This window comes from Mucilaginibacter sp. P4_E8, from assembly GCF_056401495.1.
Genome location: NZ_JBFUJG010000001.1, coordinates 273,981 through 300,487 on the forward strand (window position 1 = coordinate 273,981; position 26,507 = coordinate 300,487).

General features: G+C 40.1%; 28 protein-coding genes. 15 read left to right on the forward strand and 13 right to left on the reverse strand.

Going from position 1 to position 26,507, the window contains the following annotated elements; all coding sequences use genetic code 11:
- Positions 1 to 17 precede the first annotated feature (17 nt).
- The 5 genes from AC1DRQ_RS01370 to AC1DRQ_RS01390 are packed head-to-tail and all read right to left on the reverse strand — an operon-like array spanning position 18 to position 3,582.
- Positions 18 to 1,010, reverse strand: coding sequence for a YihY/virulence factor BrkB family protein (locus AC1DRQ_RS01370; protein WP_477421854.1), 993 nt, complete (start codon positions 1,008 to 1,010; stop codon positions 18 to 20).
- Between the two features lie 10 nt (positions 1,011 to 1,020).
- Positions 1,021 to 1,428 carry an acyl-CoA thioesterase gene (locus tag AC1DRQ_RS01375; protein ID WP_477421855.1) on the reverse strand — a complete coding sequence of 136 codons (408 nt, stop codon included), beginning with the start codon at positions 1,426 to 1,428 and terminating at the stop codon, positions 1,021 to 1,023.
- Complete coding sequence (gene mltG / locus AC1DRQ_RS01380) at positions 1,428 to 2,483, reverse strand: endolytic transglycosylase MltG (protein WP_477421856.1); 1,056 nt, start codon at positions 2,481 to 2,483, stop codon at positions 1,428 to 1,430. The genes AC1DRQ_RS01375 and mltG overlap by 1 nt, the downstream gene beginning before the upstream one ends.
- Before the next feature lie 21 nt (positions 2,484 to 2,504).
- A complete protein-coding gene (locus AC1DRQ_RS01385) occupies positions 2,505 to 2,807 on the reverse strand; it encodes a rhodanese-like domain-containing protein (RefSeq protein ID WP_477421857.1) in 303 nt (100 codons plus the stop codon).
- On the reverse strand, positions 2,791 to 3,582 hold the full coding sequence (locus AC1DRQ_RS01390; RefSeq protein WP_477421858.1) for a PASTA domain-containing protein: 792 nt from the start codon (positions 3,580 to 3,582) through the stop codon (positions 2,791 to 2,793). The genes AC1DRQ_RS01385 and AC1DRQ_RS01390 overlap by 17 nt, the downstream gene beginning before the upstream one ends.
- A 251-nt stretch (positions 3,583 to 3,833) precedes the next feature.
- Between AC1DRQ_RS01390 and AC1DRQ_RS01395 the strand changes: the two genes are divergently transcribed.
- The 4 genes from AC1DRQ_RS01395 (at position 3,834) to AC1DRQ_RS01410 (ending at position 7,876) form a co-directional block, all read left to right on the forward strand.
- Positions 3,834 to 4,814 carry a D-alanine--D-alanine ligase gene (locus tag AC1DRQ_RS01395; protein ID WP_477421859.1) on the forward strand — a complete coding sequence of 327 codons (981 nt, stop codon included), beginning with the start codon at positions 3,834 to 3,836 and terminating at the stop codon, positions 4,812 to 4,814.
- Between the two features lie 353 nt (positions 4,815 to 5,167).
- Positions 5,168 to 5,803: an ABC transporter ATP-binding protein gene (locus AC1DRQ_RS01400; RefSeq protein WP_477421860.1), complete on the forward strand. Its 636-nt coding sequence runs from the start codon at positions 5,168 to 5,170 to the stop codon at positions 5,801 to 5,803.
- Positions 5,803 to 6,915 (forward strand): hypothetical protein, encoded by a 1,113-nt coding sequence (locus tag AC1DRQ_RS01405; protein WP_477421861.1) that lies wholly within the window; start codon positions 5,803 to 5,805, stop codon positions 6,913 to 6,915. Before AC1DRQ_RS01400 ends, AC1DRQ_RS01405 begins: the two co-directional genes overlap by 1 nt.
- A 61-nt stretch (positions 6,916 to 6,976) precedes the next feature.
- Positions 6,977 to 7,876 (forward strand): DUF2971 domain-containing protein, encoded by a 900-nt coding sequence (locus AC1DRQ_RS01410; RefSeq protein WP_477421862.1) that lies wholly within the window; start codon positions 6,977 to 6,979, stop codon positions 7,874 to 7,876.
- A 47-nt stretch (positions 7,877 to 7,923) separates the two neighbouring features.
- On the opposite strand, the gene AC1DRQ_RS01415 is transcribed toward AC1DRQ_RS01410, so the two are convergent.
- Positions 7,924 to 8,343: an acyl-CoA thioesterase gene (locus AC1DRQ_RS01415; protein WP_477421863.1), complete on the reverse strand. Its 420-nt coding sequence runs from the start codon at positions 8,341 to 8,343 to the stop codon at positions 7,924 to 7,926.
- 133 nt (positions 8,344 to 8,476) lie between these two features.
- Here AC1DRQ_RS01415 and AC1DRQ_RS01420 point away from each other — a divergent pair, with 133 nt between their 5' ends.
- From AC1DRQ_RS01420 to AC1DRQ_RS01450, 7 genes are all read left to right on the forward strand, one after another.
- The gene (locus tag AC1DRQ_RS01420; protein WP_477421864.1) at positions 8,477 to 10,279 is read left to right on the forward strand and encodes a M61 family metallopeptidase; all 1,803 of its coding nucleotides are present in this window, start codon (positions 8,477 to 8,479) and stop codon (positions 10,277 to 10,279) included.
- 108 nt (positions 10,280 to 10,387) lie between these two features.
- Positions 10,388 to 10,666, forward strand: coding sequence for a 30S ribosomal protein S15 (gene rpsO / locus AC1DRQ_RS01425; RefSeq protein ID WP_112571906.1), 279 nt, complete (start codon positions 10,388 to 10,390; stop codon positions 10,664 to 10,666).
- A gap of 125 nt (positions 10,667 to 10,791) precedes the next feature.
- Positions 10,792 to 12,927 (forward strand): polyribonucleotide nucleotidyltransferase, encoded by a 2,136-nt coding sequence (gene pnp, locus AC1DRQ_RS01430; protein ID WP_477421865.1) that lies wholly within the window; start codon positions 10,792 to 10,794, stop codon positions 12,925 to 12,927.
- Between the two features lie 169 nt (positions 12,928 to 13,096).
- Positions 13,097 to 13,369, forward strand: coding sequence for a hypothetical protein (locus tag AC1DRQ_RS01435; protein ID WP_429391909.1), 273 nt, complete (start codon positions 13,097 to 13,099; stop codon positions 13,367 to 13,369).
- 105 nt (positions 13,370 to 13,474) lie between these two features.
- Complete coding sequence (gene rpe / locus AC1DRQ_RS01440; protein ID WP_477421866.1) at positions 13,475 to 14,143, forward strand: ribulose-phosphate 3-epimerase; 669 nt, start codon at positions 13,475 to 13,477, stop codon at positions 14,141 to 14,143.
- A gap of 184 nt (positions 14,144 to 14,327) precedes the next feature.
- Positions 14,328 to 15,395 (forward strand): 3-phosphoserine/phosphohydroxythreonine transaminase, encoded by a 1,068-nt coding sequence (gene serC, locus AC1DRQ_RS01445; RefSeq protein WP_477421867.1) that lies wholly within the window; start codon positions 14,328 to 14,330, stop codon positions 15,393 to 15,395.
- Positions 15,396 to 15,507: 112 nt separating this feature from the next.
- Positions 15,508 to 16,458, forward strand: coding sequence for a D-2-hydroxyacid dehydrogenase (locus tag AC1DRQ_RS01450; RefSeq protein WP_477421868.1), 951 nt, complete (start codon positions 15,508 to 15,510; stop codon positions 16,456 to 16,458).
- 115 nt (positions 16,459 to 16,573) lie between these two features.
- Here the strand turns inward: AC1DRQ_RS01450 and AC1DRQ_RS01455 are convergent, their stop codons facing one another.
- The 5 genes from AC1DRQ_RS01455 to AC1DRQ_RS01475 form a co-directional block, all read right to left on the reverse strand.
- Complete coding sequence (locus AC1DRQ_RS01455; RefSeq protein WP_477421869.1) at positions 16,574 to 16,906, reverse strand: hypothetical protein; 333 nt, start codon at positions 16,904 to 16,906, stop codon at positions 16,574 to 16,576.
- Positions 16,907 to 16,977: 71 nt separating this feature from the next.
- Positions 16,978 to 18,378 (reverse strand): MBL fold metallo-hydrolase, encoded by a 1,401-nt coding sequence (locus AC1DRQ_RS01460; protein ID WP_477421870.1) that lies wholly within the window; start codon positions 18,376 to 18,378, stop codon positions 16,978 to 16,980.
- Positions 18,379 to 18,487: 109 nt separating this feature from the next.
- A complete protein-coding gene (locus AC1DRQ_RS01465) occupies positions 18,488 to 20,320 on the reverse strand; it encodes an ABC transporter ATP-binding protein (RefSeq protein ID WP_477421871.1) in 1,833 nt (610 codons plus the stop codon).
- 30 nt (positions 20,321 to 20,350) lie between these two features.
- Positions 20,351 to 20,878, reverse strand: coding sequence for a hypothetical protein (locus AC1DRQ_RS01470; RefSeq protein WP_477421872.1), 528 nt, complete (start codon positions 20,876 to 20,878; stop codon positions 20,351 to 20,353).
- Between the two features lie 10 nt (positions 20,879 to 20,888).
- Positions 20,889 to 21,665 (reverse strand): SAM hydrolase/SAM-dependent halogenase family protein, encoded by a 777-nt coding sequence (locus AC1DRQ_RS01475; protein WP_429391927.1) that lies wholly within the window; start codon positions 21,663 to 21,665, stop codon positions 20,889 to 20,891.
- 101 nt (positions 21,666 to 21,766) lie between these two features.
- On the opposite strand from AC1DRQ_RS01475, the gene AC1DRQ_RS01480 reads away from it, so the two are divergent.
- From AC1DRQ_RS01480 to AC1DRQ_RS01495, 4 genes are all read left to right on the forward strand, one after another.
- Positions 21,767 to 22,726 carry a PhoH family protein gene (locus tag AC1DRQ_RS01480; RefSeq protein ID WP_477421873.1) on the forward strand — a complete coding sequence of 320 codons (960 nt, stop codon included), beginning with the start codon at positions 21,767 to 21,769 and terminating at the stop codon, positions 22,724 to 22,726.
- Between the two features lie 147 nt (positions 22,727 to 22,873).
- Positions 22,874 to 23,818 carry a phosphoribosylaminoimidazolesuccinocarboxamide synthase gene (locus AC1DRQ_RS01485; protein ID WP_477421874.1) on the forward strand — a complete coding sequence of 315 codons (945 nt, stop codon included), beginning with the start codon at positions 22,874 to 22,876 and terminating at the stop codon, positions 23,816 to 23,818.
- Positions 23,819 to 23,864: 46 nt separating this feature from the next.
- Positions 23,865 to 24,242 carry an STAS domain-containing protein gene (locus AC1DRQ_RS01490; protein ID WP_076378832.1) on the forward strand — a complete coding sequence of 126 codons (378 nt, stop codon included), beginning with the start codon at positions 23,865 to 23,867 and terminating at the stop codon, positions 24,240 to 24,242.
- Between the two features lie 22 nt (positions 24,243 to 24,264).
- Complete coding sequence (locus AC1DRQ_RS01495; RefSeq protein WP_477421875.1) at positions 24,265 to 25,179, forward strand: ribonuclease Z; 915 nt, start codon at positions 24,265 to 24,267, stop codon at positions 25,177 to 25,179.
- A gap of 126 nt (positions 25,180 to 25,305) precedes the next feature.
- Here the strand turns inward: AC1DRQ_RS01495 and AC1DRQ_RS01500 are convergent, their stop codons facing one another.
- Positions 25,306 to 26,250, reverse strand: a complete 945-nt coding sequence (locus tag AC1DRQ_RS01500; RefSeq protein ID WP_429391936.1) for an MlaD family protein — start codon at positions 26,248 to 26,250, stop codon at positions 25,306 to 25,308.
- A gap of 79 nt (positions 26,251 to 26,329) precedes the next feature.
- Positions 26,330 to 26,503 (reverse strand): N-acetylmuramoyl-L-alanine amidase family protein, encoded by a 174-nt coding sequence (locus AC1DRQ_RS01505; protein WP_477421880.1) that lies wholly within the window; start codon positions 26,501 to 26,503, stop codon positions 26,330 to 26,332.
- Positions 26,504 to 26,507 lie beyond the last annotated feature (4 nt).

Below are 26,507 nucleotides of genomic sequence, written 5' to 3' on the forward strand. Positions count from 1 at the left end.
GTTTGAGAGCCAGTTGTTTAATTTTTTGAAATATCATTTTTTTTGCTCCTAAAGCTGTTAAAACGGGGTTTTACGATCCTGAGATTGCGTTTGGAAAGCTCAATACTTGCGTTTAACTCGAACCCGATGAGCAAAATCAGCGAGTTTAAATACATCCAGATCATCACTACGATCAATGTTCCTATGGAGCCGTATACCTTATTGTATGATGAGAAGTTGTTAATGTAATAAGAGAACCCTAATGAGGTTAATATTGCCAGCCCTGTTGCCAAAATTGATCCCGGATTTATAAATTTCCACCTTTTTTTGTGCGCCGGTCCGTAACGGTATAAAACAGATATAGTGGCAAAAAATATAATGATAATAACAAGCCAGCTAACAATCCAGCGAAATAATAATATACAATAATACCAGAATAAGTTTCTGCTTGCAAAATGGTGCTTTATAAAGCTTATAAAGCCCTGGCCGGCTACCAGGATACCTATTGCTACCACAAGCGCGAAACTGATGGCTACGGTAAGCGCAAGCGCTACGCCTCGTTTTTTTAACCAGCTGCGCCTGTCTGTAATGAGCGATGATTTATTAAAGGCTTTCATCAGGTTAGTTACGCCGTTGGTAGCAAAATACAGCGTTGTCAAAAAACCAAACGACAGCAGTTTCCCGTTTTGATTCTTGATGATATCAATGATGGTTTCTCTGAACGTCAAATAAGCGTTAGTAGGCATAATACTTGCCAATATTTGCAATAATTCCCTTTGAAAGTCATCTATGGGTATATAAGGGATGAGCGTACATAAAAATATAGTGGCTGGAAAAATGGCCAGCATAAAGTTATAAGCTAATGACGAAGCCCTGTTAACTAATGAGCTATTGCTTACCTCTTTAATAAAAAAATCAATAACTGTATACAATGGGAGCGGGCGAAACCCTGGAAGTATGATGAATTTTGTCCAGTCAATAAGGTATCGGTAAAAAGCAAACCGGAGCAAAAAATGATGTAGCCATTTCATTTAAGCCAAATTACTCAAAAAATGGTATTAATTTATCTATAAAATCCTGCGGTGGGAGGCAGGGGCGGTTGGTTGTCATATTAATAAACACCAGCAGGGTTTCACCCTGGTTTATCAGTTCGGCTTTTTCATTATAAAGCTCATACCTGAAATGGATGCGTATGCCCGGCATTTTATCCATGATCACTTTAACGCTAATCTCCTCATCATACAGGGCGGGCTTTAAATACTTGCATTTTAGCTCCAATACTGGCATCATAATACCCGATTGTTCCATGCCGCTATAGGTCAACCCCAGACTCCTGAGCATTTCAACCCGGCCAACCTCATAAAACTCGGCATAGTTGCCATAATACATGTAGCCCATCTGGTCGGTTTCGCCGTACCGCACCCTTATTTTGGTGGTATTCTCAAACATTACCGCTTGATGTTTCTTTGGTTAAGTGCCTCCTGAAATTTATGCGCATTCACCAAATGGTCTGCAACATTGGTAGCAAAAGCATGATAGCCAGAAAAATCTGCCTTGGCGCACATATAAATATAATCGCTTTTTTGATAGTTAAGTACGGCCTTTACCGCGCTAACCGATGGCATCATGATAGGGCCGGGGGGCAAACCTTTATGCAGGTAGGTATTATAAGGTGAATTGTATGACAGATACCGATTTAAAACCCTTTTAATGGTAAAATCGTTCAGGGCGAAGATAACAGTAGGGTCGGCTTCCAGTTTCATGCCCTTTTTAAGCCTGTTTAGGTACAAACCAGCCACGGCGGGCATTTCATCATCATGTAAGGCTTCGGCATCAACTATAGAGGCTAAAACAGATACATCTGGTGGCGACAGGTTAATAACCGCAGCCTGTTGTTTGCGCTCCGGGGTCCAGAATTTTTCGTAGTTGGCATACATCCTTTTAAAGAATTTATCGGGCGATGTATTCCAGTACAGTTGGTAGGAGTTGGGCATAAACATGGTATACACATTATCGGTAGTAAAACCATATTGGGCAACATAACTTGCAGAATCAAGCAGATTGATAATTGAAGTTGAATCGGGCTCGATCTTTTTAGATACAAAGCCGGCAAACTGTTCTTTTTGCCTTAAGCCATGAAATTCAAGCTGTACAGGTTCCTGTGTGCCTGATGCCAGCATGTTGATCAGTTTGCGGTTGCCCATACCCGCGTGCAGGCGGTATTTACCAGGTTTTACCCTTTTTACATAGTTCATATTGGTTGCCGCCCAGTTAAATGAAACGGTATCCTTAACTATATCCTGTTGTTGTATGGTTTTTAGCACCTCATCATAAGTGGCACCGGTATGTATGTATAAATATTCCTGTTTGTTGGTTACGTTGGGGCCAAAATATTTAAAATAATAGTTTACCGCTGTAAAACCCAGTAAAACAATAATAACAAGCACCAGGGCTATGATGAATTTTTTGAATATTCCCTTTGACGGCGCCTTTTGTTCAGTCATAATAAATAGAGTGTTTAATGATTATTTTAGTTTTTGGAGCGCGATTAATCCACCGGTTAAGTTTTTAACATCTTGATAACCATTTTGCTGCAATATAGTTTGGGCAGTTTCGCTCCTTAAACCAACCTTGCAAATAACGATTATCTCGTCGGTTTTGTTGTAACCCAGCTCATTTATGCCTTGCTCCAGCTTTGACAATGGAATGTTTTGTCCACCTATATTATAGGTGTGGTATTCCATGATTTCCCTTACATCAATCAAGTTTAATTGCTCGCCGTTGTTTAGGCGGGTAAGCAAGTCGGCTGCATTAATTTGTTGGGGCATCTGTTGTTTTTGTACCTTGTGTAACCGTAATGTTTATACGTGTGCCAATACTGGTTTTGCTTAACGAGTCTGTACGCATGGGATATTGTGCAGTTACAACCACATTGGTCGAGTCGGTAATAGTGCCCTGGTACGTGATTGTGCCTATAGTTAAGCCCGATCCTTTGATGGCAAAACGTGCAGCATCCAGATCAAGGTTTACCAATTCAGGTATCTCCACTTCGCTGGCACCTTCGCCATCACCTAAAACCAGGTCAATACGTGATCCTTTTGGTATTTTGGTACCGGCTTTAATTACCTGGCCGCCAAAGCGCACTTCCAATATACGGTCGCGGGCAATGTCTGAGCGGTAGGTAGTATCCCCAACCTTTAAACCATAATTTTGTAAGGTTGCAGTAGCCTCTCTGTAACTGCTTTGTTCCAGATCGGGCAGTGAAATGTTGGGGGCCAGCAGGGTTACCATAGTCAGGTAAATTACCCGGCCTTCCTTTACATTGGTACCGGCGTCAGGATCTTGTTCAACAATGGTTCCGGGAGCAACATCCTGTACATACACCGAGTCGATTTTATAGCCAAAACCTTGTTCTTTTAGCAGTGCCACAGCACGGTCAACAGATTGTCCCTTCAGTTTTGGTACAGGTATGCCCGATCCGTGATTGGTATAATATCCAAGACTATAAAAAGCTATTAAAACCACAACTATTACCGTAATAATAGCCAGGATAATGTTAGTCCGAAATGATTTTGTTTTTAAGTAAGCCCCAAATTTGCTCATCAGTATATGTAAGGATAATTATAGTCAAATAAGTATCAAACATAGTGATTATTTTGGATTTCGGATTTCAGATGTTCGATTTTTCACGATCGTTGATCCCCAAGGTGTTCGGGATGGCTTTGCCGTTTCGGATTTAAAAAAATTGAATTTATGATTTCGAATAAGAATATTTAAGACTATTATTCTAATTTCGAAATCGAATAAGGCATTTGAAAAAACAAATCCCAAATCGAACATCTGAAATCCGAAATATGAAGAAGAACATAGCCCTTTTGGCCGGTGGTTTTACCGGCGAGTATGAAGTATCTGTAAATAGCGCCAAAAATATTGCTAATAATTTATCGGCCGATAAGTATAAGGTTTATACCATATTCATCAATCGCGACAGGTGGTTTTATGAATCAGATAATGGCCCTGTAGATGTAGATAAAAATGATTTCACGATCAGCATTCATGGCGAAAAAATAAAGTTCGACTTTGCTTTTATCACCATACACGGCACCCCAGGCGAAGACGGTAAACTACAGGGCTATTTTGATATGCTGGGTATACCTTATAATACATGCGATGCTACCACATCGGGTATTACCATGAATAAGGCTTATACCAAAACCATCGTAAATGGGATTCACGGCTTGCATACTGCCCATTCTATGCGCCTGTTTGAACAGGATATGCACGATGTAGCCATTGTTGCCGCTACCTTAAAATTTCCGCTGTTTATTAAACCCAATAACGGAGGGAGCAGCGTGGGCATGAGCAAAGTTTATAATGTTGCCGGGTTGCCCGACGCGCTTAAAAAAGCATTTCATGAAGATGAGCAGATATTGGTAGAGGAATTTATAAAAGGCCGCGAATTTAGCATTGGTATAGCCCGGCTGCATGGTAAAATAACCGTTTTACCGGCTACAGAGATCATCACGTCCAAAGATTTTTTTGATTATGAGGCCAAATATACATCGGGCGTAACCAAAGAAGTAACCCCGGCAGATCTGTCGGCAGAGCAAAATGAGCGGATAGCTGATATTGTGACCGAAGTATACATGCGCCTTAATTGCAAAGGTATGGTACGGGTTGATTTTATCTTGCTGGAGGGTACCAATGATTTTTATTTTATCGAAGTAAATACCACACCGGGACAATCGGCCAATAGCCTGATACCGCAGCAGGTAAGGGCAGYAGGCATGGATCTGGGCGAATTTTATGGGGCGCTGATAGAAGGGGCGATCTGATTTCGGATTTGGGAATTTCGGATGTTCGAATTCGGATTTATTAGGTGTGAACTGCATGGTGTAAAATAGACTCACCCGACCATCGCTACGCTTGGTCTCCCTCTCTTCACCTGCGGCGGAAAGAGGGGAGGGTTTTGTCATCCTGAGCGATAGCGAAGGATCTATTCGCGAATTAACATGGTGTTGAATAGATGCTTCACGCTGTTCAGCATGACAAAATTATTTTTCTCCTCAACCCTCCGCCGCAGGCGAGGAGAGGATCATCCAGCAAAGCGCAGACGGGGTGAGTCTATTCGTTGTCTTATAAATAAATAAAAATGTAACATGGTAATCCTTTCAGCATCAAATCACCAATGCTTCAATTTATAAAATTCAAAAAATTATATGGTGGTTTCCTGGCGTTAAAAGTTGATGAACTATCCATTGATCCCGGGATATACTGGATAAAAGGGGTAAACGGTTCGGGTAAAAGTACCTTGCTTAAATCTATTGCCGGTATATTGTCCTTTGAAGGCGATATTTTGCTGAGCAACAGCATCAGCATAAAAAAGCAACCAGTGGCCTACCGCAGACTGGTGAACTTTGCGGAAGCTGAGCCCATATTTCCCGAATTTTTAACGGGTAAGGAACTGATAGCGCTGTTTGCACAGGCCAAAGACGCGCCGGCAGGGCAGGAGCAGCATTATATAGAAACCATGCAGATGCAGGCTTATGTGGAGCGACCTGTAGGTACCTACTCCAGCGGGATGCTAAAAAAACTGTCGCTGGTATTGGCATTTATGGGTAAACCAAAGTTGATCCTGTTGGATGAACCTTTGATCACTATTGATACTGCATCCCTGAAAATACTCAACAGCTGGATTGCCGAACGTTACCAGCAGGAGGGCACAAGTTTCCTGCTATCATCGCACCAGGCTTTGGAACATACCGAACTGCCCGTAGCCCATGAGCTGTTGGTTGAGGAGCAAACTCTGAAATTTATTGCCTGATGCAACAGCCCCTCACCAAAGTATTGATTAAAGTATTTGCCAGTGGCTTTTACCAGGTACATGCCGGTATATTGTTTTTCGTGTTTTTTGTAATGGTGGGCACGGTGCCCGGCAATATGCTGATAACCTATCACACATCATTAATGCTGGCCATGACAAGCAGCCCCATGATGCTGCTTTTGGTAATTGGTGTATGGCTGTTATATATTTTAAAAAGCTGGCACTATATTATTGGGCAGTTTTATGCGCCTGATAAGCAATTTTTATTTTATAGCAGTACATCATTAAGCCGGTCGGCCCAGCGTAAAAGCTGGTATTATGTGCAGGCTGTTATTTTGGCCCCCGTTATTATTTATGCTTTACTGGCGGTGTTGGTGGGTTTATCACACCATTATTATATACTGCCTCTGGTGATCCTGGTGTTTTTAACAGCCATGATCTGGTGCAGCGCTTTGTTATATGTGCGCATGGTTAACCGTTTGGTTGATGGCAGTAACCAATCCTTATTGTTGAAACTAAGCGGTAAATGGCGTAAACCCTATTTCAGCCTGTATATTTATCATATTTTCGACAGTAAAAAAGTGCCTTATTTGATCACCAAAGGGTTGTCGTGGTTAATTATAAGTGGGGTGTTTTATTTGTTTGCTGATGTTAAAACCGACCTGCGGGTGGCGGGCATAGCTATATTGGCGGTAATAACTGCGCATGTTGTTTTAATATTTGAGGAACGCCGTTTTGAGGAAACTTTGCTAAGCTTTTCGAGGAATTTGCCTTATAGCAGGTACAGGCTATTCCTGAATTTTATTGGTGTTTATTTCTTTTTGCTGCTGCCCGAGGGCGTGTGGCTTTTCAGCAGGTTCCACCCGCTGATGGCTGCGGAGTTATTGCTGGCTGGTTTGAGCACCGCCCTGCTGTTTCATTGTTTGCTTTATTGGTTTGGTTTGGATATGGATAAATACCTGCAATGGATCCTCGGCCTGTTTATGGTGTTGTTCTGGGTTATTATGTTCCACTTATTATGGCTGCTGATACCGCTGAATTTGGTTGTTGCTTATTTATTTTTTTATAATAACTATTACAGGTACCAGGGAATGGTGAGTAAGGAGAGTTAAGTTGTGAGTTGCGGATTTTAATTAATGCTAGTTAATTATATTTGAATAAAATAAGCCCTGAATGACAATTTTATCGGAACATTATTATATTGAGAGGGACACAATATCTGGCAAGCAAATAATTCCTGCTTATAATACAGATAAATTTGGAGCCATACCTAAAAAAATCTTCAAATATCTCGATTTATCAAAAGCCCACAATATAAATAGCTTGTTAGGTGGTTATCTTTGGTTTAGTGACCCTTCCACATTTAATGATCCTTTTGATTGTACTACCCCTTTCGCATATGATCTACTATCTGAAGACGAAGATTTTTGTAAGAAATATTATCACGACTTTTCTATCTATAAATTTCCTAATTTTTCTGAAGATCAAAGAGTGCAATTTGTGAATGATAACGTCAAATTTATGTTATCAAAAAAAAACGATAAGAATTATTTTGAAGGTTTACACAACGAATTTGGTATTCAAAAACAGGCAGAGGCAATTAAAGAATTTGGCATTCTTAGTACCTGTATGGTTAATGAAAATATTTTACTTTGGTCTCATTATGCAGACCAACACAAAGGTGTATGCTTGCAATTTAATACCAATAGTTTTCTCGAGTTATTGGATACACCCGCACTTGGAGAAGTTAAATATTCGGAATTTCCATTAGTATATCCACCTTTTAACCACGATTTATCAGAAATTAATAAATCTTTCAGGCCAATATTTCTAACAAAAGCACCATTTTGGTATTATGAACTTGAGTATAGGATTTTTTTACATCCAATTGAAGAGAGACGACAGTATTTTCAAGATTCGCTTGAAGTTATTTATTTAGGTATGAATGCATCTTCTGAGAATAAAAAACTCATAGTCAATATATGCGAACAAAGCAATGGCAGGATAAAACTATTCCAAGCAAAAAAAGCTTACTTAAAATTTGAATTGGAATTTGAAGGAATTAATTATTAAAATACCAAATTTTATAKAAATAACAAAGTAATTACAAACTTCCACCACTATATCAAATACTGGTCAATCACATCCTGCGGGATCTTAGCTCCGCGACCTGTAGCCATATCTATCATGGTGTAATCAAACCAGCCATCGCAGCAAATTTTATTGGTGGCCTTGTTAGTGATGCTGAATTTTACCCGGCAGCCTTTGCTGTCAATGGTTTCGATACCTGTTTTTACGATGAAATAGTCGCCCATAGTTAAGGCGCGTTTGTAATGGACATGAGCCGTGCTTACTACCCATCCAAAGCCACGCTCCATGAATTTTTCCATGGCCATCCCATAGCAGCGTTCCATCTGATCATACCGGGCTGCCAGTACATAATCAAAATATTTACTGTTATGCACATGCTGAAACATATCAATATCATCAGGGCGTACACGAAATTCGGTTTCGAAGGTGGAATATACAGGAGTATTCATGTGGCAAAGATAGCGAGTTGGTTTATTAAGTGTGTGGTTGATCAATGAGTAGCTATTTTTTTATAATCTGCTTTACCAATCTCTATTTATCTATTCGGTTTTTTTATCTTCGGAACAAACTTTCATCACTACAATGAAAATACTGCGTAAACTATTGCCGCTTGCTTTTTTATCATTACATTTTGCTGTACAGGCACAGCAGAAACAGGTAAATATGCAATATGCCGTTTCTATGGAAAAAGCGGCTGACCATTTTTACCATGTGGAGCTAACAAGCAAGGCCCCGGGGAAAACACTCGACTTTAAAATGTGCGCCTGGACACCTGGTTATTACCAACTGCTTGATTTTGCAGGTGCTGTTCAAAATTTCAATGTTACTGATGCTAAAGGTACCGGGCTAAAGTGGGAAAAACCATCTAAAAACGTTTGGCGTGTTTACCGCAATAACACAGGTATAGTAAAAGTTTCATACGATGTTAAGGCTACAATTGCCTTTGTGGGTAATGTGTACCTTGATGAAACAAGGGGATACATCACACCCGGAGGTTTGTTCATGTACCTTGATCAGGAACTGCAGCACCCGGTTACTATTGCAATGAAGCCATACAGCAAATGGACCGATAGGGTAGCAACCGGGCTTGATACCATCCCAGGCAAATACCATGTGTACAAAGCCGATGATTTTGATATATTATATGATAGCCCCTTTCTGATGGGTAATTTGGAGGTACTGCCTCCGTTTACCGTGAAAAATAAGCCGCATAATTTTATTGGCTATCAGCTTCCGGCTTTTGACCGGCAGGCGTTCATGGATGATCTGAAAAAGATTGTGGAAACAGGCAGCAACATTATTGGCGAAATACCTTATACCCATTACACATTTTTATCAATAGGAGCAGGCGGCGGCGGAATTGAACATTTAAATTCTACCTCATTGAGCTTTAGCGGCGGCGAAGGTTTTAATTCGCCGGAGGCCAGGAAAAAGCTGTACAATTTTATTGCGCATGAGTATTTTCACCATTATAACGTAAAGCGCATAAGACCAATTGAACTGGGCCCTTTTGATTATTCAAAAGAAAACCATACTAATATGCTTTGGGTATCTGAAGGATTTACAGTTTATTATGAATACCTGATAGTTAGGCGTGCCGGTTTAATGAGTAATGAAGATATGCTGGGAGATTTCAGCAACAATATTCAAAACTATGAAAATAAGCCCGGACATTTTTTCCAGTCGGCCACGCAGGCCAGCTACAATACCTGGAACGATGGGCCAAACGGGCTTGTAAATGAAGATATTAATAAAACCATCTCTTATTATGATAAGGGGCCGATACTTGGATTAATGCTTGATTTTAGCATACGTCATGCTACCAAAAATAAAAAAACGCTTGATGATGTAATGCGCCTGCTTTATTTTAAATACTATAAACAGTTAAAACGTGGTTTTACAGAGCAGGAGTTTAGGAACGGGTGCGAAAAGATGGCCGGCATACCACTTCCTGAATTGTTTGAATATGCTTCGACCGTTAAACCACCCGATTATCCAAAATACTTTGCTTACGGCGGCCTGTCCATAGATACCAATGCAACCAGGACCCTTAACTCCTGGATTGGTATTAACGTAAGGCAGCAGCGAGATACATTGAAAATAGTTACGGTTGAACCCAATTCGCCGGCCTGGAACAAAAATATAAGAGGAGGGACTATCATATTGACTATAGACGGTAGTCCTGCAACACAACAGCTACTTTATCACTCATTTGAATCAAAAAATAACGGCGATACCCTGAAGCTTACAGTGCAAAAAGGATTGGTAAAGCAAGATGTTGCTATTGTATTAGGTACTAAAAAAGAGAAAACCTTTAAGATAAGTCCGCTGCCCAAGCCCGACTCTTTGCAGGCGGCTATTTATAAAAGCTGGGTAGGTAATTAAGTAAATATCCGCTAATTCAACTTGCTAAATCCCTTGCAAATATGAAACACTAACTGTATCTTTGCACCTCAAATAATTAATCATTCACGCTTTAATATTATTCAAGTAATGTATTTAGGTAAAGAAGCAAAGGCAGAGATCTTTGCAAAACACGGTAAATCAGCTACAGACACAGGTTCTGCAGAAGGACAGGTAGCTTTATTTACAACCCGTATTGCACATTTAACTGGTCACCTGAAAAAAAACAAACATGATTTTTCGACCCAGTTATCACTTCAAAAATTAGTAGGTAAACGCCGTGCATTATTGGCTTACTTATACAAAAAAGACATTGAAAGATACCGTGCTATCATCAAAGCGCTACAGCTAAGGGATATCATTAAGTAATTCTCTCCTTTTTTATTTAAAAGCCATCCTGATTAAGAGGATGGCTTTTTTACTTTGAAACAATATTCACACACATAAAACCGATGCGCTCCGAAAGATGAAAAGTGCATCACAAACAAAAAAAGATGAGTTTAAACGTAATTAAAAAGGTTATTGATTTAGGTGACGGCCGCACCATTGAGATCGAAACCGGTAAACTGGCCAAACAAGCTGATGGCTCTGTAGTAATTAAAATGGGTGATACCATGTTACTGGCTACTGTAGTATCATCGCCCGAGGCGAAAGAGGGAGTTGATTTTTTACCCCTTTCTGTTGATTATCAGGAAAAATACGCTGCCACCGGTCGTATCCCGGGTGGTTTTTTACGCCGCGAAGCACGTTTATCAGACTATGAGGTTTTAATTTCGCGTTTGGTTGACCGTGCTTTACGCCCAATGTTCCCTGAAGATTATCATGCTGATACCCAGGTGATGATTTCCTTAATATCTGCAGATAAAGATATTATGCCTGATTGCCTTGCCGGTTTGGCAGCATCAGCGGCTTTGTCTGTTTCTGATATCCCTTTTAACGGTCCTATTTCTGAAGTTCGTGTAGCTAAAGTTGATGGTCAGTTAGTTATCAACCCAACTTTAAGCCAGTTAGAAAAAGCTACTTTAGAGTTTATTGTTGCCGGTAGCGAGCATGACATTAACATGGTTGAAGGCGAATCAAAAGAAATTCAGGAAGCTGAGCTTGTTGAAGCTATTAAATTTGCACACACCGCTATTAAACTACAGTGTTTAGCTCAAAAAGAACTAACCGTTGAAGTTGGCAAAACCCAAAAACGCGTTTACAGCCATGAAAACAGTAACGAAGAGCTGAAAAAAGCTATCTACGCTGCAACTTATGATCAGGTTTACGCTATCGCTTCTTCTGCATCAGCAAAAGACGAGCGTTCGGTTAAATTTAAAGAAGTTCGTGACGCTTATATCGAAACCTTAGGCGAGATTGATGACGTTACTAAATTCCTTGCTAAAAAATACTACCACGATGTGGAGTACGATGCTATCCGTAACCTGGTATTAGACGAAGGTAAACGTTTAGACGGTCGTACAACTACACAGATCCGTCCAATATGGAGCGAAGTTGGTTATTTACCATCTGCTCACGGTTCGGCTGTATTTACCCGTGGCGAAACACAATCATTAACCACCGTTACTTTAGGTGCTAAGGATGATGAGCAAATGATTGATGGCGCGTTCATTAATGGTTATCAAAAATTCCTGTTGCACTATAACTTCCCAGGTTTCTCAACCGGCGAGGTTCGTCCAAACAGGGGTGCTGGTCGCCGCGAAATTGGTCACGGTAACCTGGCCATGCGTTCATTAAAACAAGTATTACCATCTGAGGATGAAAACCCATACACTATCCGTATAGTTTCTGATATCCTTGAATCAAACGGTTCGTCATCAATGGCTACAGTTTGTGCTGGTACATTGGCGCTGATGGATGCAGGTATTAAGATCAAATCGCCGGTATCAGGTATCGCGATGGGATTGATCACCAACGAAATGGGTACTAAATATGCTATCCTTTCTGACATCCTGGGCGATGAAGATCACCTGGGTGATATGGACTTTAAAGTTACAGGTACTGCCAATGGTATAGTTGCCGTACAGATGGATTTAAAGATCAATGGTCTTTCGTACGAAGTGTTAACCAACGCTTTAAACCAGGCTAAAGATGGTCGTTTACACATTCTTGGTGAAATGGCTAAAACACTTACTGCTCCGCGTGTTGATTACAAACCACATGCTCCGCGTATTGTTACCATCAAAATTGATAAAGAATTTATTGGTGCAGTTATCGGACCCGGCGGTAAAATTATCCAGGAAATGCAACGCGAAACAGGTGCAACCATTTCTATCGAAGAAAAAGACAACCAGGGTATTGTTCAAATATTTGCTGATAACAAAGCATCTATTGATCAGGCCTTGTCACGTATCCGCGCTATCGCTTCAAAACCTGAAGTTGGCGAAATTTACRAAGGTAAAGTGAAATCAATTATGCCGTTTGGTGCATTTGTTGAGATCATGCCTGGTAAAGATGGCTTACTGCACATATCTGAAATTGATCACCGCAGAATTGAAAAAATGGACGGTATATTTGAAGTAGGCGATGAGGTAAGAGTAAAACTGCTTGATGTTGATAAACAAGGAAAGCTTAAACTTTCCCGCAAAGCATTATTGCCAAGGCCGGAGTCACCAAAAGCTGAAAATTAATTTATTGAATTTTTATTTGCAAAACCCTCGATAAGAGGGTTTTGCTATTTAGCCTGTTTTGTTCTGAGTTTTTTTTTGAAAAATCAAAACAAAACTTACTTGTTTAAACTTTATAATAGTTAATAGATAGTCAATAAAACCGTAAAGTCCGATCCTGCTTGAAAAAAACATGACTTCTGCTACTAATGATCCTTTAGATTTTCTCAGCAATAATCCGCATGGAATACAGTCGGGGGCACGAACCGATTTGGTCCAGCTGTTATTATATGAGATTATTAGGGTTAAAGAACTAATAGTATATTATGACTCCATTCCCAATGGAGGCGGACAACTTGGATCATCAATTTTAAATGAACTGGTATCAGAGGCCTATAGCTCTTTGGTAAATTATGATACCATACTCATGAAAAAGTATTATGACCTTTTGCTTAATTGCGATTAAGTACCACGTAATGACGCGCGGTGGGACTTTGCTTCATCCCAAAAAAGTTTACACTAAATTAATAACTCCTCCTCCAGTTGGCCCGGGGGTTTTATATATTTGCATATGAATCATTTAATAGCACCATCAATTTTAGCTGCCGATTTTGCCAACCTGCAACGCGATCTGGAAATGATCAATATAAGTGATGCGGATTGGGTGCATGTTGATATTATGGATGGTATGTTTGTACCTAATATATCCTTTGGTTTCCCGGTTGTAAATGCCACTAAAAAACACGCAACCAAGCCGCTTGATGTACATTTAATGATTGTTGACCCCGACCGTTATTTAAAAGCTTTTAAAGACGCTGGAGCCGATAGTATCACCGTACATTATGAGGCCTGCCCGCATTTACACCGTACAATACAAGCCATTAAGGAGCTGGGCTGCAGGGCAGGAGTGGCCCTTAACCCGCATACACCTGTTGCATTGCTCGAAGATATTATTGCCGACCTGGATATGGTTTTAATCATGTCGGTAAATCCTGGATTTGGCGGACAGAAATTTATTCCCAACACCTACAAAAAACTGAAAGATCTTAAAGCGTTAAGCCAGCAAAAAAATCCTGGCCTGCTGATTGAAGTTGATGGTGGAGTTGACCAGAGTAATATTGAAAAATTAGTTGAAGCCGGTGCAAATGTGCTGGTCGCGGGTAATTCGGTGTTTTCGTCGGCCAACCAACTGGGTGCCATATCCAATCTTAAATACCCCGAAAAGTTATTACAATCGTAATAAATTCTATTAACCTAATAGGATTAATTACAAATTTGCAATCAAAGGGCCTTTTGTTGATTAATTGTATATTTTTTCAAAAAATGTAAATAAACTCTATATATTTTGTCAAATTAATTAACTTCGGCCCAACTAAATACGAAGTTCCTAATCGTGTATTCAGAACCTACAATTTGTTAACTATATGAAACATAATTTTGGTGCCGGACCAGGCATTTTACCTCACGAAGTTTTAAAACAAGCTGCTGAGGCGGTAATTGATTTTAATGGTACAGGATTGTCATTATTGGAGATCTCGCACCGTTCAAAAGAATTTGAAGCAGTTTTGGATGAAGCTGTTAAGTTGGTAAAAGAATTATTCAACGTTCCTGAGGGTTATTCGGTATTATTTTTACAAGGTGGTGCCAGCACACAGTTTGCTTTGGCTCCTTATAACCTGTTGCCTGCAGGCGGCAAAGCTGCCTACCTGGAAACTGGTGTATGGGCAAACAAAGCCTTAAAAGAAGCCAAATACTTTGGTGAGGTTGAAATTGTTGCGTCGTCAAAAGAAAGCAACTTTACTTATATCCCTAAGGATTATACCGTACCTGCTGATGCTGCATACTTCCATATCACATCAAACAATACTATTTACGGTACACAGCTACAAGAGTTCCCATCATCACCTATACCGGTGGTTTGTGATATGTCGTCAGATATATTCAGCCGTAAGGTTAACGTGGCCGATTTTGGATTGATATACGCAGGTGCTCAAAAAAATATGGGTCCGGCTGGTGTAACACTGGTAATTGTTAAGGATGATATTTTAGGCAAAACAGATCGTAAGATCCCTGCTATGTTTAACTATCAAACGCAAATTGAAGGTGGTTCTATGTACAACACACCTCCGGTTTTTGCTATCTACGTATCTATGCTTACACTTAACTGGTTAAAAGCTAAAGGTGGCGTTGAGGCTATTGAGCAAGAAAACATCACCAAAGCAAGAGTGCTGTATGATGAAATTGACCGCAACCCTTTCTTTAAAGGTGTTTGTGTTCCTGAAGATCGTTCGCACATGAATGTTTGCTTTGTAACAGAAAACCCAGAGCACGAAAAACCATTCCTTAAACTATGTGATGAAAGAGGAATAGTGGGCATAAAAGGCCACAGAAGTGTTGGTGGCTTCAGAGCATCAATATACAATGCATTGCCAATAACCAGCGTATATGTGCTGATTGATGCCATGCAGGAATTTGCAGAAAAGAATAAATAAAGCCCCCTAACCCCCTGAAGGGGGAACAAAATAATTAATAACCTCCGGCATCTTTAAAGGATGAGTTTATCGCTCCCTCTTTAGGGCGCCAGGGGCTTAAACTATACAGATTATGATCAAAATATTAGCTAATGATGGTATAGATCCGATTGGAAAGCAGCTTTTAGAAGATGCCGGATTTTTTGTTGATACCAATAATATACCTCAGGATGAACTTCCTGAAAAGTTGAAGAACTACGATGCCATAACCGTACGTAGCGCTACCAAAGTGCGTAAAGCCTTAATTGACGCTACGCCTAATCTAAAACTGATCGGTCGCGGTGGTGTAGGTGTTGATAATATTGATGTGGAGTATGCCAAAGAAAAAGGCATCGGTGTTTATAACACGCCTGCTTCATCATCATTATCAGTTGCCGAACTGGTATTTGCCAGCTTGTTTGGTGGTGTACGTTTTCTGCATGACAGCAACCGCAAAATGCCGGTTGATGGTGGTACTAAATTCAATGATCTGAAGAAAGCTTATGCAAAAGGTATTGAGCTGCGTGGCAAAACTTTAGGTATTGTAGGTTTTGGCCGTATCGGCCGCGAGGTTGCTAAAATAGCTATAGGTGTAGGTATGGATGTTATTGCTTATGACCTGTTCCCTTTTAACCCTGAGCTTGATATTGTTTTAGGCGGTGGCACAACTGTTAAGGTATCTGTAAAAACAGTTACACTTGATGAGGTGATCAAACAAGCTGATTTTATTACCCTGCATACACCATTTATTGATAAAGCGCTTTTCGGTGCCGAAGAACTGGCACAAACCAAAAAAGGTGTAGGTCTGGTAAATATTTCACGTGGTGGCTTAATTGATGAGCTGGCCCTAATTGATGCATTAAACAGCGGACAGGTTTCATTTGCCGCTTTGGATGTTTTTGATAATGAGCCAACTCCTCGCGAAGAAATATTAAAACACCCTAAAATTTCCCTTACCCCGCATATTGGCGCTGCCACTAACGAGGCCCAGGAACGCATAGGTGTTGAGCTTGCTAACCTGATCATTGATCACTTTAAAAAATAAGTAAACACGAATTGCACTAATTTGTGCGAATTATACGAATGGCACGGATCTTTTTGGTTCGTGCCATTTTGTTTAAACAGTAATTTTTACGTAAGCAGAAAGACGATTAAAATTATTAATGTTTAACTCCGAGATATTCTATATATTGAGATTCAGTTGGATACACTCTTGAAATAAGCAGCCTTATTTTAGTATTTACTTTTAAACTATCAGGATGGCGTAAAGAAAAGTCATTGTTTATCGTCTTCCCATTATAACTGTATTGTATATCTACTTCGGTTCTATCAATTTTAGGATGCCGAAACCCCGTAACTTTTGCAATCACAATTACTGTATACTTCATTGCTTTTTCTCTTCTTAAGAAACCGTAGCTGACTGCAATAAAACCAAGACAAAAAAATGCCCTACTAACAAGCTTGCGAGTTTTAGGATCCATCGATATAGCCATGATATTGATCAGATTTTTGCTATAAAGTTAGTTAAATATTAAAATATTTAATATGTGTGTCCCATCGTAAATTACAGCGTATAAACCACGTCCTTCTCCGGTATGGTAACGGTATAACCATTATGCTCCAGATCGGCAGCCAGTAGTTGCATACTTTCTGCTTCGCCGTGTACCAGGAAAACGTTTTTAAGCTTTGATTTATCCTGTTGTTTTACGTTTTCCACCAGGTCATTATGATCACCGTGGGCGCTTAATACATCAGTTTGTTTAATGGTGGCATAAACGGCCAGCTCCCTGTCTTTAATATGAACAATGGAATCGCCGCGCAGTAAACGATGACCTAAAGTACCTTTGGCGCAGTAACCTATAAACAAGATGGTGCAATAATAATTTTGGATATTATAAAAAAGGTGATCCTGGATACGGCCGCCCTCCAGCATCCCGGCTGAGGAAATAATGATGCAGGGTTCATAATAATTTGAGATCTGCCTGCTGTCCTTTAAAGTTTCTACATAGGTAAGGTTGTCAAATTCAAACTCGTCGCCTTTGTCCTTATAAAAATCCTGCGCTTCCTGGTTCACCAGGCTGTGATATTTTCTGAAAATCCCGGTCGCCATGGTAGCCATTGGACTATCCACAAAAACTTTAACCTTCGGCAATAATCCCTCGCTGAATATTTTGTTTAACGAGTACACTAATGATTGTGTACGCCCGATACTAAATGCCGGTATAATTAACCTGCCCTGTTCCCGGATGCAAGCTTTGTCAATGGTTTCAATTAAGGCTTGCTCAACCGACTTATCCTTGGTATGATAACGGCCTCCATAAGTTGATTCAGAAACCAGGAAATCAACCGGCGGTAAGGTTTGTGGATCGTCCAGAACAGGATAGTTTTTCCTGCCGATATCACCGGTAAAGGCAATCGATTTTTCTTCGCCGTGCTCCGTTACTTTCAATACAGCCGCGGCGGCACCTAATAGATGACCAACCGGGATAAAGGTAAGCTCGATATCGCCATTAATGCGAAAAGGTCTGTTGAAACCGATGGTAACAAAGCGGTCTACCGTATCCATTACGTGCTTTTGCAGATAAAGCGGTTGTACGCCTCCACCAGAATTGAATTTGCCTTTACCGCGTCTTCTATTACCTTTATGGGCCTTATTCATGAATATACTTACCGAATCGAGCAACAGGAGCTCGGTAAGGTCGGCAGTAGGGGGAGTGCACAGGATTTGACCGTTAAAGCCCAGCCTGACGAGGGTTGGTAAATTACCTGAGTGATCAATGTGCGCGTGTGTAAGTATCACCACATCGATCTCTTCGGGGCGAAAAAGGAAATTTTCATTTGATTGTATGCTGCGGTCTTTCTCGTAATCCAACCCGCAATCCACTAATATCTTATATTGGTCAACTTCCAGCAAATGCATGCTGCCGGTTACCTGCCGGGCCGCCCCGTGTATGGTTAATTTCATTATATATAATACGCTTTTACGTTGTACGTTGAACGTATGATGTTGTTAGTTTTTGTTGTGAATATAATAGTTTATTTTACGTAAAGCATATTTACGTAAAACTTACAACCTAACTGTTTTGCGCATCAAACTGCAGCTGGTTCAAATAACGATAAAGACCCTGCTCGTTACTGATCAGTTCCAGGTGGCTGCCGCTTTCAATGATCTCGCCTTTTTCAAGCACGATGATCTTATCAGCCTCACGAATAGTTGAAAGCCTGTGCGCTATGATAATGGAAGTACGATCCTTCATCAGCTCTTCCAAAGCCTCCTGAACCAGTCTTTCTGATTCTGAATCCAATGATGAGGTAGCCTCATCTAATATGAGTATAGATGGGTTTTTTAACAATGCTCTTGCTATAGCTATACGCTGGCGCTGACCGCCGGATAGTTTAACCCCACGCTCGCCCACAATAGTTTCATAACCTTCGGGGAAGGAGGTGATGAACTGGTGCGCGTTTGCGCGTTTAGCAGCCTGTATAATGTCTTCTTTTGAAGCGTTAAGCCTGCCATAGGCGATGTTCTCTAATATCGATCCGCCAAAAAGCAGCACGTCCTGGGGTACAATAGCTACCTGGTTACGGATATCGGTAATGGAGAAATCAGATGCAGGGCGACCATCAAACAAAATCTCGCCGCTTTGCGGGTGATAAAATTGCAGTATCAATGATGCCATAGTTGATTTACCCGAACCGCTGGGCCCAACAATAGCCACCCGCTGACCGGCCGCCGCATTAAACGAAATACCTTTTAAAACCGTAAGCTCTGAACGGGAGGGGTAGGCGAAAACAACGTTTTCAAAAGCCAGATCACCTCTTATGGGTTGATCTATTTGGTTATTGCTTTCAACCATGGATATATCTTCGCCGTTTTCGGCCAGTATCTCTAATACCCTTTCGCTTGCACCTACTGCCTTTTGCAGGTTGGCATACAGATCAGGAAAAGTACCCATCGCAGCACCTACAAAAATAGAATACATGATGAAAGTGGTAAGGTCGCCTACCAAAATTTCATGGTGACTTACCAATACCGAGCCATACCATATCACTCCGACAAACGTCCCGAAGAGGCAAAACACAATGAACGATGCAAAGATCCCTCGGAATTTGGCGCCTTTTACGGCAATATCAACCACATTGCGCAGTATTTTATCGTAACGGGTTGCTTCATAAGCTTCGTTCACAAATGCCTTTACGTTAGCTATACCCTGCAGTGTTTCCTCAACTATCGTGTTCGATTCGGCCAGTTTATCCTGGGCCTGACGTGAAAGCTTACGTATGAACCTTCCAAAAAACACAGCGAACCCTACAAGAAAAGGTAAAATAGCCAGTAAAGCCAGCGTTAATTTAATTGATACTACAGCCAATAAAATAACACTACCCACCATGATCACCAGCTGCCTGATGATCTCGGCTATAGTAGTAGTTAGCGTATCCTGTATTTGTGAAAGATCAGCAGAAATGCGGCTGTTTAGCTCGCCAACACGGCGGTTGGCAAAAAAGTTCATTGGCAGGGTGATCAGCTTAAAATAAGTATCACGCCTAATGTCGGCCAGAGAGCGCTCAGCAACCTGAACAAACCAAACCACTCTGAAAAATGATACAAAGGCCTGCCCGAATAATAGTAAAAACCCTGCAATTGCTATGGCATTTAAGCTATGTGGCAAATAGCTGTTTGGATATTTGCCTTGAGCCGCATCAATTAAAGCGCCTAAAATTTTAGGGAACGCAAGGCCAACAAGGCTTGATATGAATAAAAATATCAACCCCAATATAAATTTACCCCGATAAGGTTTTATGTAATTGAGCAGTTTCCTTATGTTTTGGATGCTCTGCCTGTTAATTTTTGCTTTTGGTAATTCGGTCTCGGTCTTAGCGCCACTGTTCAGTCGTCCTCTTGCCATTTATAGTTTTAAATAGATGCAGGTGTAAAATTACACCTTAACTTTACTTTTTTTGCTTATCAGGAATAAAATTGACGCAAGCATGAGAACAATTACAATAATATAAATACGTTGTGAATTTTCTTTTTGCTGAACGGCCTTTTGAGCGCTGGCCTTTAAGGCTATATTTTGCTGCCTTAGCTTATTAATAGTGCTCATAAACCCTAAGCTGAGGCTTTCGGCTTCTTTGGAATGTGTTTGGATCTGCCTTTGCTGAAATGCCCGGTACTCCAACAGTATTTTTAACTCTTTGTAAATGTTATCATCTGTTTTAACAATATCCATCAAAATATCGTTTGAGCGGCGTATGTCGCTTTTTGTTTGCAGACCAAATATACCGGTGTGCTCGTTAAGGCTCTGCTGATATTGCCCAAAGCGTTGCTTGCGCATGTCGAGCATATTGTTTATTTTTTTTCGCTGCAGTTGGTAAGCTATGGAATCGGCATTTACCTGCGATTGTGCATAAGCCAAACCAATCCCCGAAAAACAAAAGAAGCAAAGCAGAATGATTTTTTTCATGGATTAAAACTTATTGAAACTCAATGATCACCTTATCATTAAGGTTTAAACCTAATAAGCCACTGGCATTACCTTTATTTATCGCTATTTCCAGGTGGTCGCTTATACCAAAAAGACAAAGTTTTTCGCCGACAGGTACTTCGTTATAATGCCAGCTTAAATGGTTAATGGTTTCGTTACGTTTAAAGTTCAGTACAAAACGCCGGCCCTGCTGCACACTGTTAAAAAACTCCTTAGTGATATTGGTTATCACATTTTGAAACGAATCGATATAAATAACCACGCCTTTTATCAGGTTTTTTTCAATAACAGGCTGTAAATTCATTTTGTTTTCGATGTCTTGAACCGGCAGGCCTATTTCACTAAGTTTACCCCCCTGTGCCAGATGACAGGCTGCCTTAACAAAAATATCGGCCAGCGGGAAATGCAAAAACTTCAGATCCTGCATAATATTGATCTCCACAATTTCCTCCGGATCAATATCAAACATCAGCGAAAAAATGCCGTTATCGGCACCAACAAAATAATGCTTTTTGTATCTTACAGCGAGGTATTTGGTATGGTCATTATAAACAGTATCAATACCAATAAGGTGTACTGTATTCTCCGGAAAGTAATAAAAACTGTTTTTTAATATAAACGCGGCTTGCTGTACATTAAAGGCCGCAACGTTGTTGGTAATATCAACAATATTAACTGAGGGTAACAATTTATAGATGCTGCCCTTAAGTGCAGCCTGGTAAATGTCTTTATCGCCCAAATCAGTAGTTAATGTTATTATTGCCATTAATTTTATAATATTTATTGCTAATCTTGTAGTAGCATTTGAAGCTACAAATATTCAATTTTTAATTCATAAAAATCGGTAACTAAAAAATCAAATTAGTATTGAACGAGCTAAAGCTATCAATTGAAAACGTAAATCCGGCAGTATTGTGGGGGCCAAATAATGATCATTTTGAGATCATTAAGAAACAATATCCTAAACTTAAAATAGTTGCACGTGGCAGCGAAGTTAAAATTCTGGGTGATGATCACGAACTGAATATTTTTCAGGAAAAATTCGATCACCTGCTGCAACATGTGGAGAAATTCGAAAACCTGAACATAACCGATCTTGAGCGAATACTTGGATCAAAGGCTACTGCCGCGCCATCAACAGATCAGGTAACTGATAAGTTTGCCAGTGGCGAAGTGATAGTTTTTGGGCCAAATGGCGTGATGGTTAAAGCGCGTACCGCCAACCAGCGAAAGATGGTTGATAGTATTAACAAAAGTGACATACTTTTTGCCATAGGGCCTGCTGGTACCGGTAAAACATATACCGCTGTTGCCTTAGCTGTACGTGCGCTTAAAAACAAGGAAATTAAACGTATCATTTTAACCAGGCCGGCTGTGGAAGCAGGGGAGAACCTCGGGTTTTTACCGGGCGACCTGAAAGAAAAGATAGATCCTTACCTGAGACCTTTATATGATGCGCTTGATGATATGATTCCGGCAGAGAAATTAAAATTTTACCTGGAGAACCGTACCATTGAAATTGCACCATTGGCATTTATGCGTGGCCGTACGCTGGATAATTGTTTTGTGATATTGGACGAAGCACAGAATGCTACCGATATGCAGCTCAAGATGTTCCTGACCCGTATGGGGCCGTCGGCTAAGTTTATTGTTACGGGTGATGTTACACAGATAGATCTTCCTAAAAAGCAACAATCGGGTTTGCATACTGCCCTGCGTATACTAACCGATATTAAAGGAATTGAAATTGTTTACCTGAGCGGTGAAGACGTAGTAAGGCACAAACTGGTTCGTAAAATACTGGAAGCTTACGGAGATATACAATAAAAGTTTAGTATCAGGTAGTTTAGTTGGTATCAAGTAGTTAGTATCAAGTATCAAGATTTTTGATTGCTGTACTAACTATTTGTAGCCGGCATTAAGCGCCAGGCAAAATACTTGCTACTTGATACTAACTACTTGATACTAAAAAGAATGAACGCAATAAAAGAAACACATTTTAACTTACCCGGTCAAACTAATTTTTACAAAGGCAAGGTACGTGATGTTTATACTATAGATAATAAGTATCTGGCCATGGTGGTTACAGACCGTATTTCGGCCTTTGACGTGGTACTGCCCGAACCTATTCCTTATAAAGGACAAGTGCTGAACCAGATTGCAGCACGTTTTTTAGAAGCCACTGCTGATATTGTACCTAACTGGGTAATATCAGTTCCTGATCCGAGTGTTACCATCGGTCGCATTTGTGAACCTTTTAAAGTAGAGATGGTAATACGCGGTTACCTGGCAGGCCATGCATGGCGCGAGTACAGCGCCGGTAAAAGAGAGGTTTGTGGTGAAAGCCTGCCCGAAGGTTTAAAGGAGAATGACATACTGCCTGAGCCTATCATTACTCCTACCACTAAAGCATCAGTAGGGCATGACGAGGATATATCAAAAGCGGAGATCCTTAAACAAAATATAGTATCGGCCCATGATTATGCAAAGCTGGAGGCCTATACCAAAGCATTATTTAAACGCGGAACTGAAATAGCCGCGAAGCAAGGATTGATCCTGGTTGATACCAAATATGAATTTGGCAAAATTGATGGTGTAATTTATTTAATTGATGAAATACATACGCCTGATTCGTCAAGGTACTTTTATAAGGAAGGGTATGAAGAACGTCAGCAAAAAGGCGAGCCTCAGAAACAACTTTCTAAAGAGTTTGTAAGGAAATGGCTCATCGAAAACGGATTTCAGGGTAAAGACGGCCAGGTGGTACCGGTAATGACACCTGATATTGTAAAATCGATATCTGAACGCTATATAGAACTGTATGAACAAATTATAGGCGAAACATTTGTGAAGCCGGATAATGCAAGTGTTCTAAACAGGGTGGAGACCGGAATTAAACAGGCATTAAGTAATTTGTAATTACACGTAAATTAATCTTATCTTAGCTTCTTAATATTTAACAAGAATGAAATTTACTGTTGATAAGCACGAGAAATATATTTTAGTGAAACTTAATGAGTCAAAACTGAACTCATTGGTTACGCCTCAATTAAAATCTGAGTTGATATTGATCAATACTGAAGGTCAGCGAAATATAATTCTTGATCTTTCACAAGTAAAATTTGCAGATTCTTCGGGTTTAAGTAGTTTACTGGTAGGTCATCGTTTGTGTAAAAATGCGACAGGATTATTTATCCTGGCAGGATTAAATGATGCCGTAGCCCGTTTGGTTACCATTTCACAATTGGATAATGTACTTAACATTGTTCCTACAGCCGAAGAAGGCATCGATCTTATTTTCATGGAGGAGATTGAAAAAGAACTGAAAAAAGAAGCAAGATAACCCTTATGATTGTTTACCCTGTATGAAATTTGAGGTAACAATACTTGGGAGCAGTTCTGCAACACCCATTTTTAACAGAAATCCTACATCACAGGCACTTAATATTAATGAGCACCTGTACTTAATTGATTGCGGCGAAGGTACCCAGCAGCAAATGCTGCGTTTTGATATTAAAGCCAGCCGTATTGATTATATATTTATAAGCCATCTTCACGGCGATCATTATTTGGGACTGGTAGGTTTACTATCATCCATGCATCTTAACGGGCGCAAAAAAGCTCTTTACCTTTTTTGCCCGGCACACTTAAAAGAAATTATTGATCTGCAATTAAAATATTCAGAAACCACACTACAGTTTCCGCTTGAGTATACTTTTACAAACGCCCAAAAGGCCGAAGTGATAGTAAACAATAATGATATCATTATTGAAACCATTCCGCTTGATCATCGTATTGATTGTACCGGTTTTATTTTCAGGCAAAAAAAGCGTTTACGCAAATTGATAAAAGAAAAGCTGGATGAGTTAAATATTCCTGTTGAGTACTATACGGCGCTTAAAAAGGGGAAGGATTATACTTCAACAAATGGCACGGTATATAAAAATGATACCTTAACTACCGATTCTGAGGCGCCTAAAGCTTATGCCTATTGTTCAGATACATTGTATAATGAGCAATATTTTGATCAGATCAGCAATGTTACGGTACTTTATCATGAGGCCACATTTTTAAATGATATGTTGGACAGGGCGCTAATTACGCATCATACCACAGCGCTGCAGGCAGCACAAATAGCATTAAAAACCAATGCGAAAAAGCTGTTGATCGGCCATTTTTCGGCCAGGTATAAAACTTTAAATGAGTTGCTTGATGAGGCGCGAAGCGTTTTTCCGGCAACAGAACTGGCAATTGAAGGAAAAACATTCAGTATCGAGTAGGGAAGAACAAAGAGGTTAGAATCAAGAGACAAGACATAAAAAAAGCAGGCGATGATCGTCTGCTTTTTTATTATTCAAATTTTAAGTAGTCTTATCTCTTGATTCTAAACTCTTGACTCTAATAAATCAATCTTTCTTGCCGCCAAAAACCGAAAAGCTTACATAACGTTTAGGATGTGCCTTCAGATCAATAAACAGGTTGTTCAGGTTGTTTGAAGCATCTGCAAGATTTTTATACATCTTATCATCATTAAGTAATAAACCCAGCGAACCCTGGCTGGTATTGATCTTGTTGATAGTAGCCTGAAGATCGGCCATGGCTTTATTGGCATTATCAAGGGTTTGCTTAATATTCGAAGCAGCTATATCATTGCTCACTTTCTCAAAATTAGCACTCATCCCTTCTATATGGGCTGTGCTGGTTTTTAAACTACCCGAAACAACTTCGGCATTGGAGAGGATGGCATCAATATGGCCGGATTGTGAACCAACCAGGTTGTCAATTTTTTTAGTAGTGCCTTCAAGGGTTTGCAACGAATTGGCAATGCTCATGAAGCTGCGGTCAATATTTTTTTGAAAAGTTGGATTCAATATTTTATTAATGGCTGCCAGTGATGAATCCATTTTTGATATCAGCATCTCGGCCTTTTTTTGGATAGGCTGCAGGCTTTCAGCAAGACTGCCTTGTATATCGGCCTTTAATGTGTCCTTATCTTCGGCAGGTACCTTACTGTTTCCAAGCTCAAAAACTATTGCCTTGCTGCCCAAAAGGTCGGTACTTGACAGTTTTGCAAGTGTATTATTAGGTATAACGTAATCCGGGTCAATTTTAAACTCCACAATGGTATGTCCGTCGGGCTGTAGCTTCATACTTGATACCCGCCCAATCTGAAACCCGTTAACCAATACAGGTTTGGCCAAAGCAAGCCCTTCTACGCTTCGGTACACAGCATAATATTTGTTTGACCCCGAAAAAACATCATTTCCCCGCAAAAAGCTGTATCCTAATAAAAGTATGGTAATTGCTATGGCCGTAAGTGCTCCTATTTTTGTTTCGTTTGAGATTTTCATTAAGCAGAGTTGTTATGGGGTTTAAGTAGTTTTGCTGTGGTTCTTTTTAGTGCTTTTATATAGTACGTTTTATAGTGAATTATCGCGACACTAATTCCATCTCTTTTTTATAAGTTGTTAAAGCCCTAACGATGGAAGCCACAATTTCGTTTTGTCCATCTTCCGAATTTAGGTATTTTTCATCATCAGGGTTGTTTATATATCCTGTTTCTACCAAAACCGATGGCATTGCACTGTGGCATAGTACATATATACTC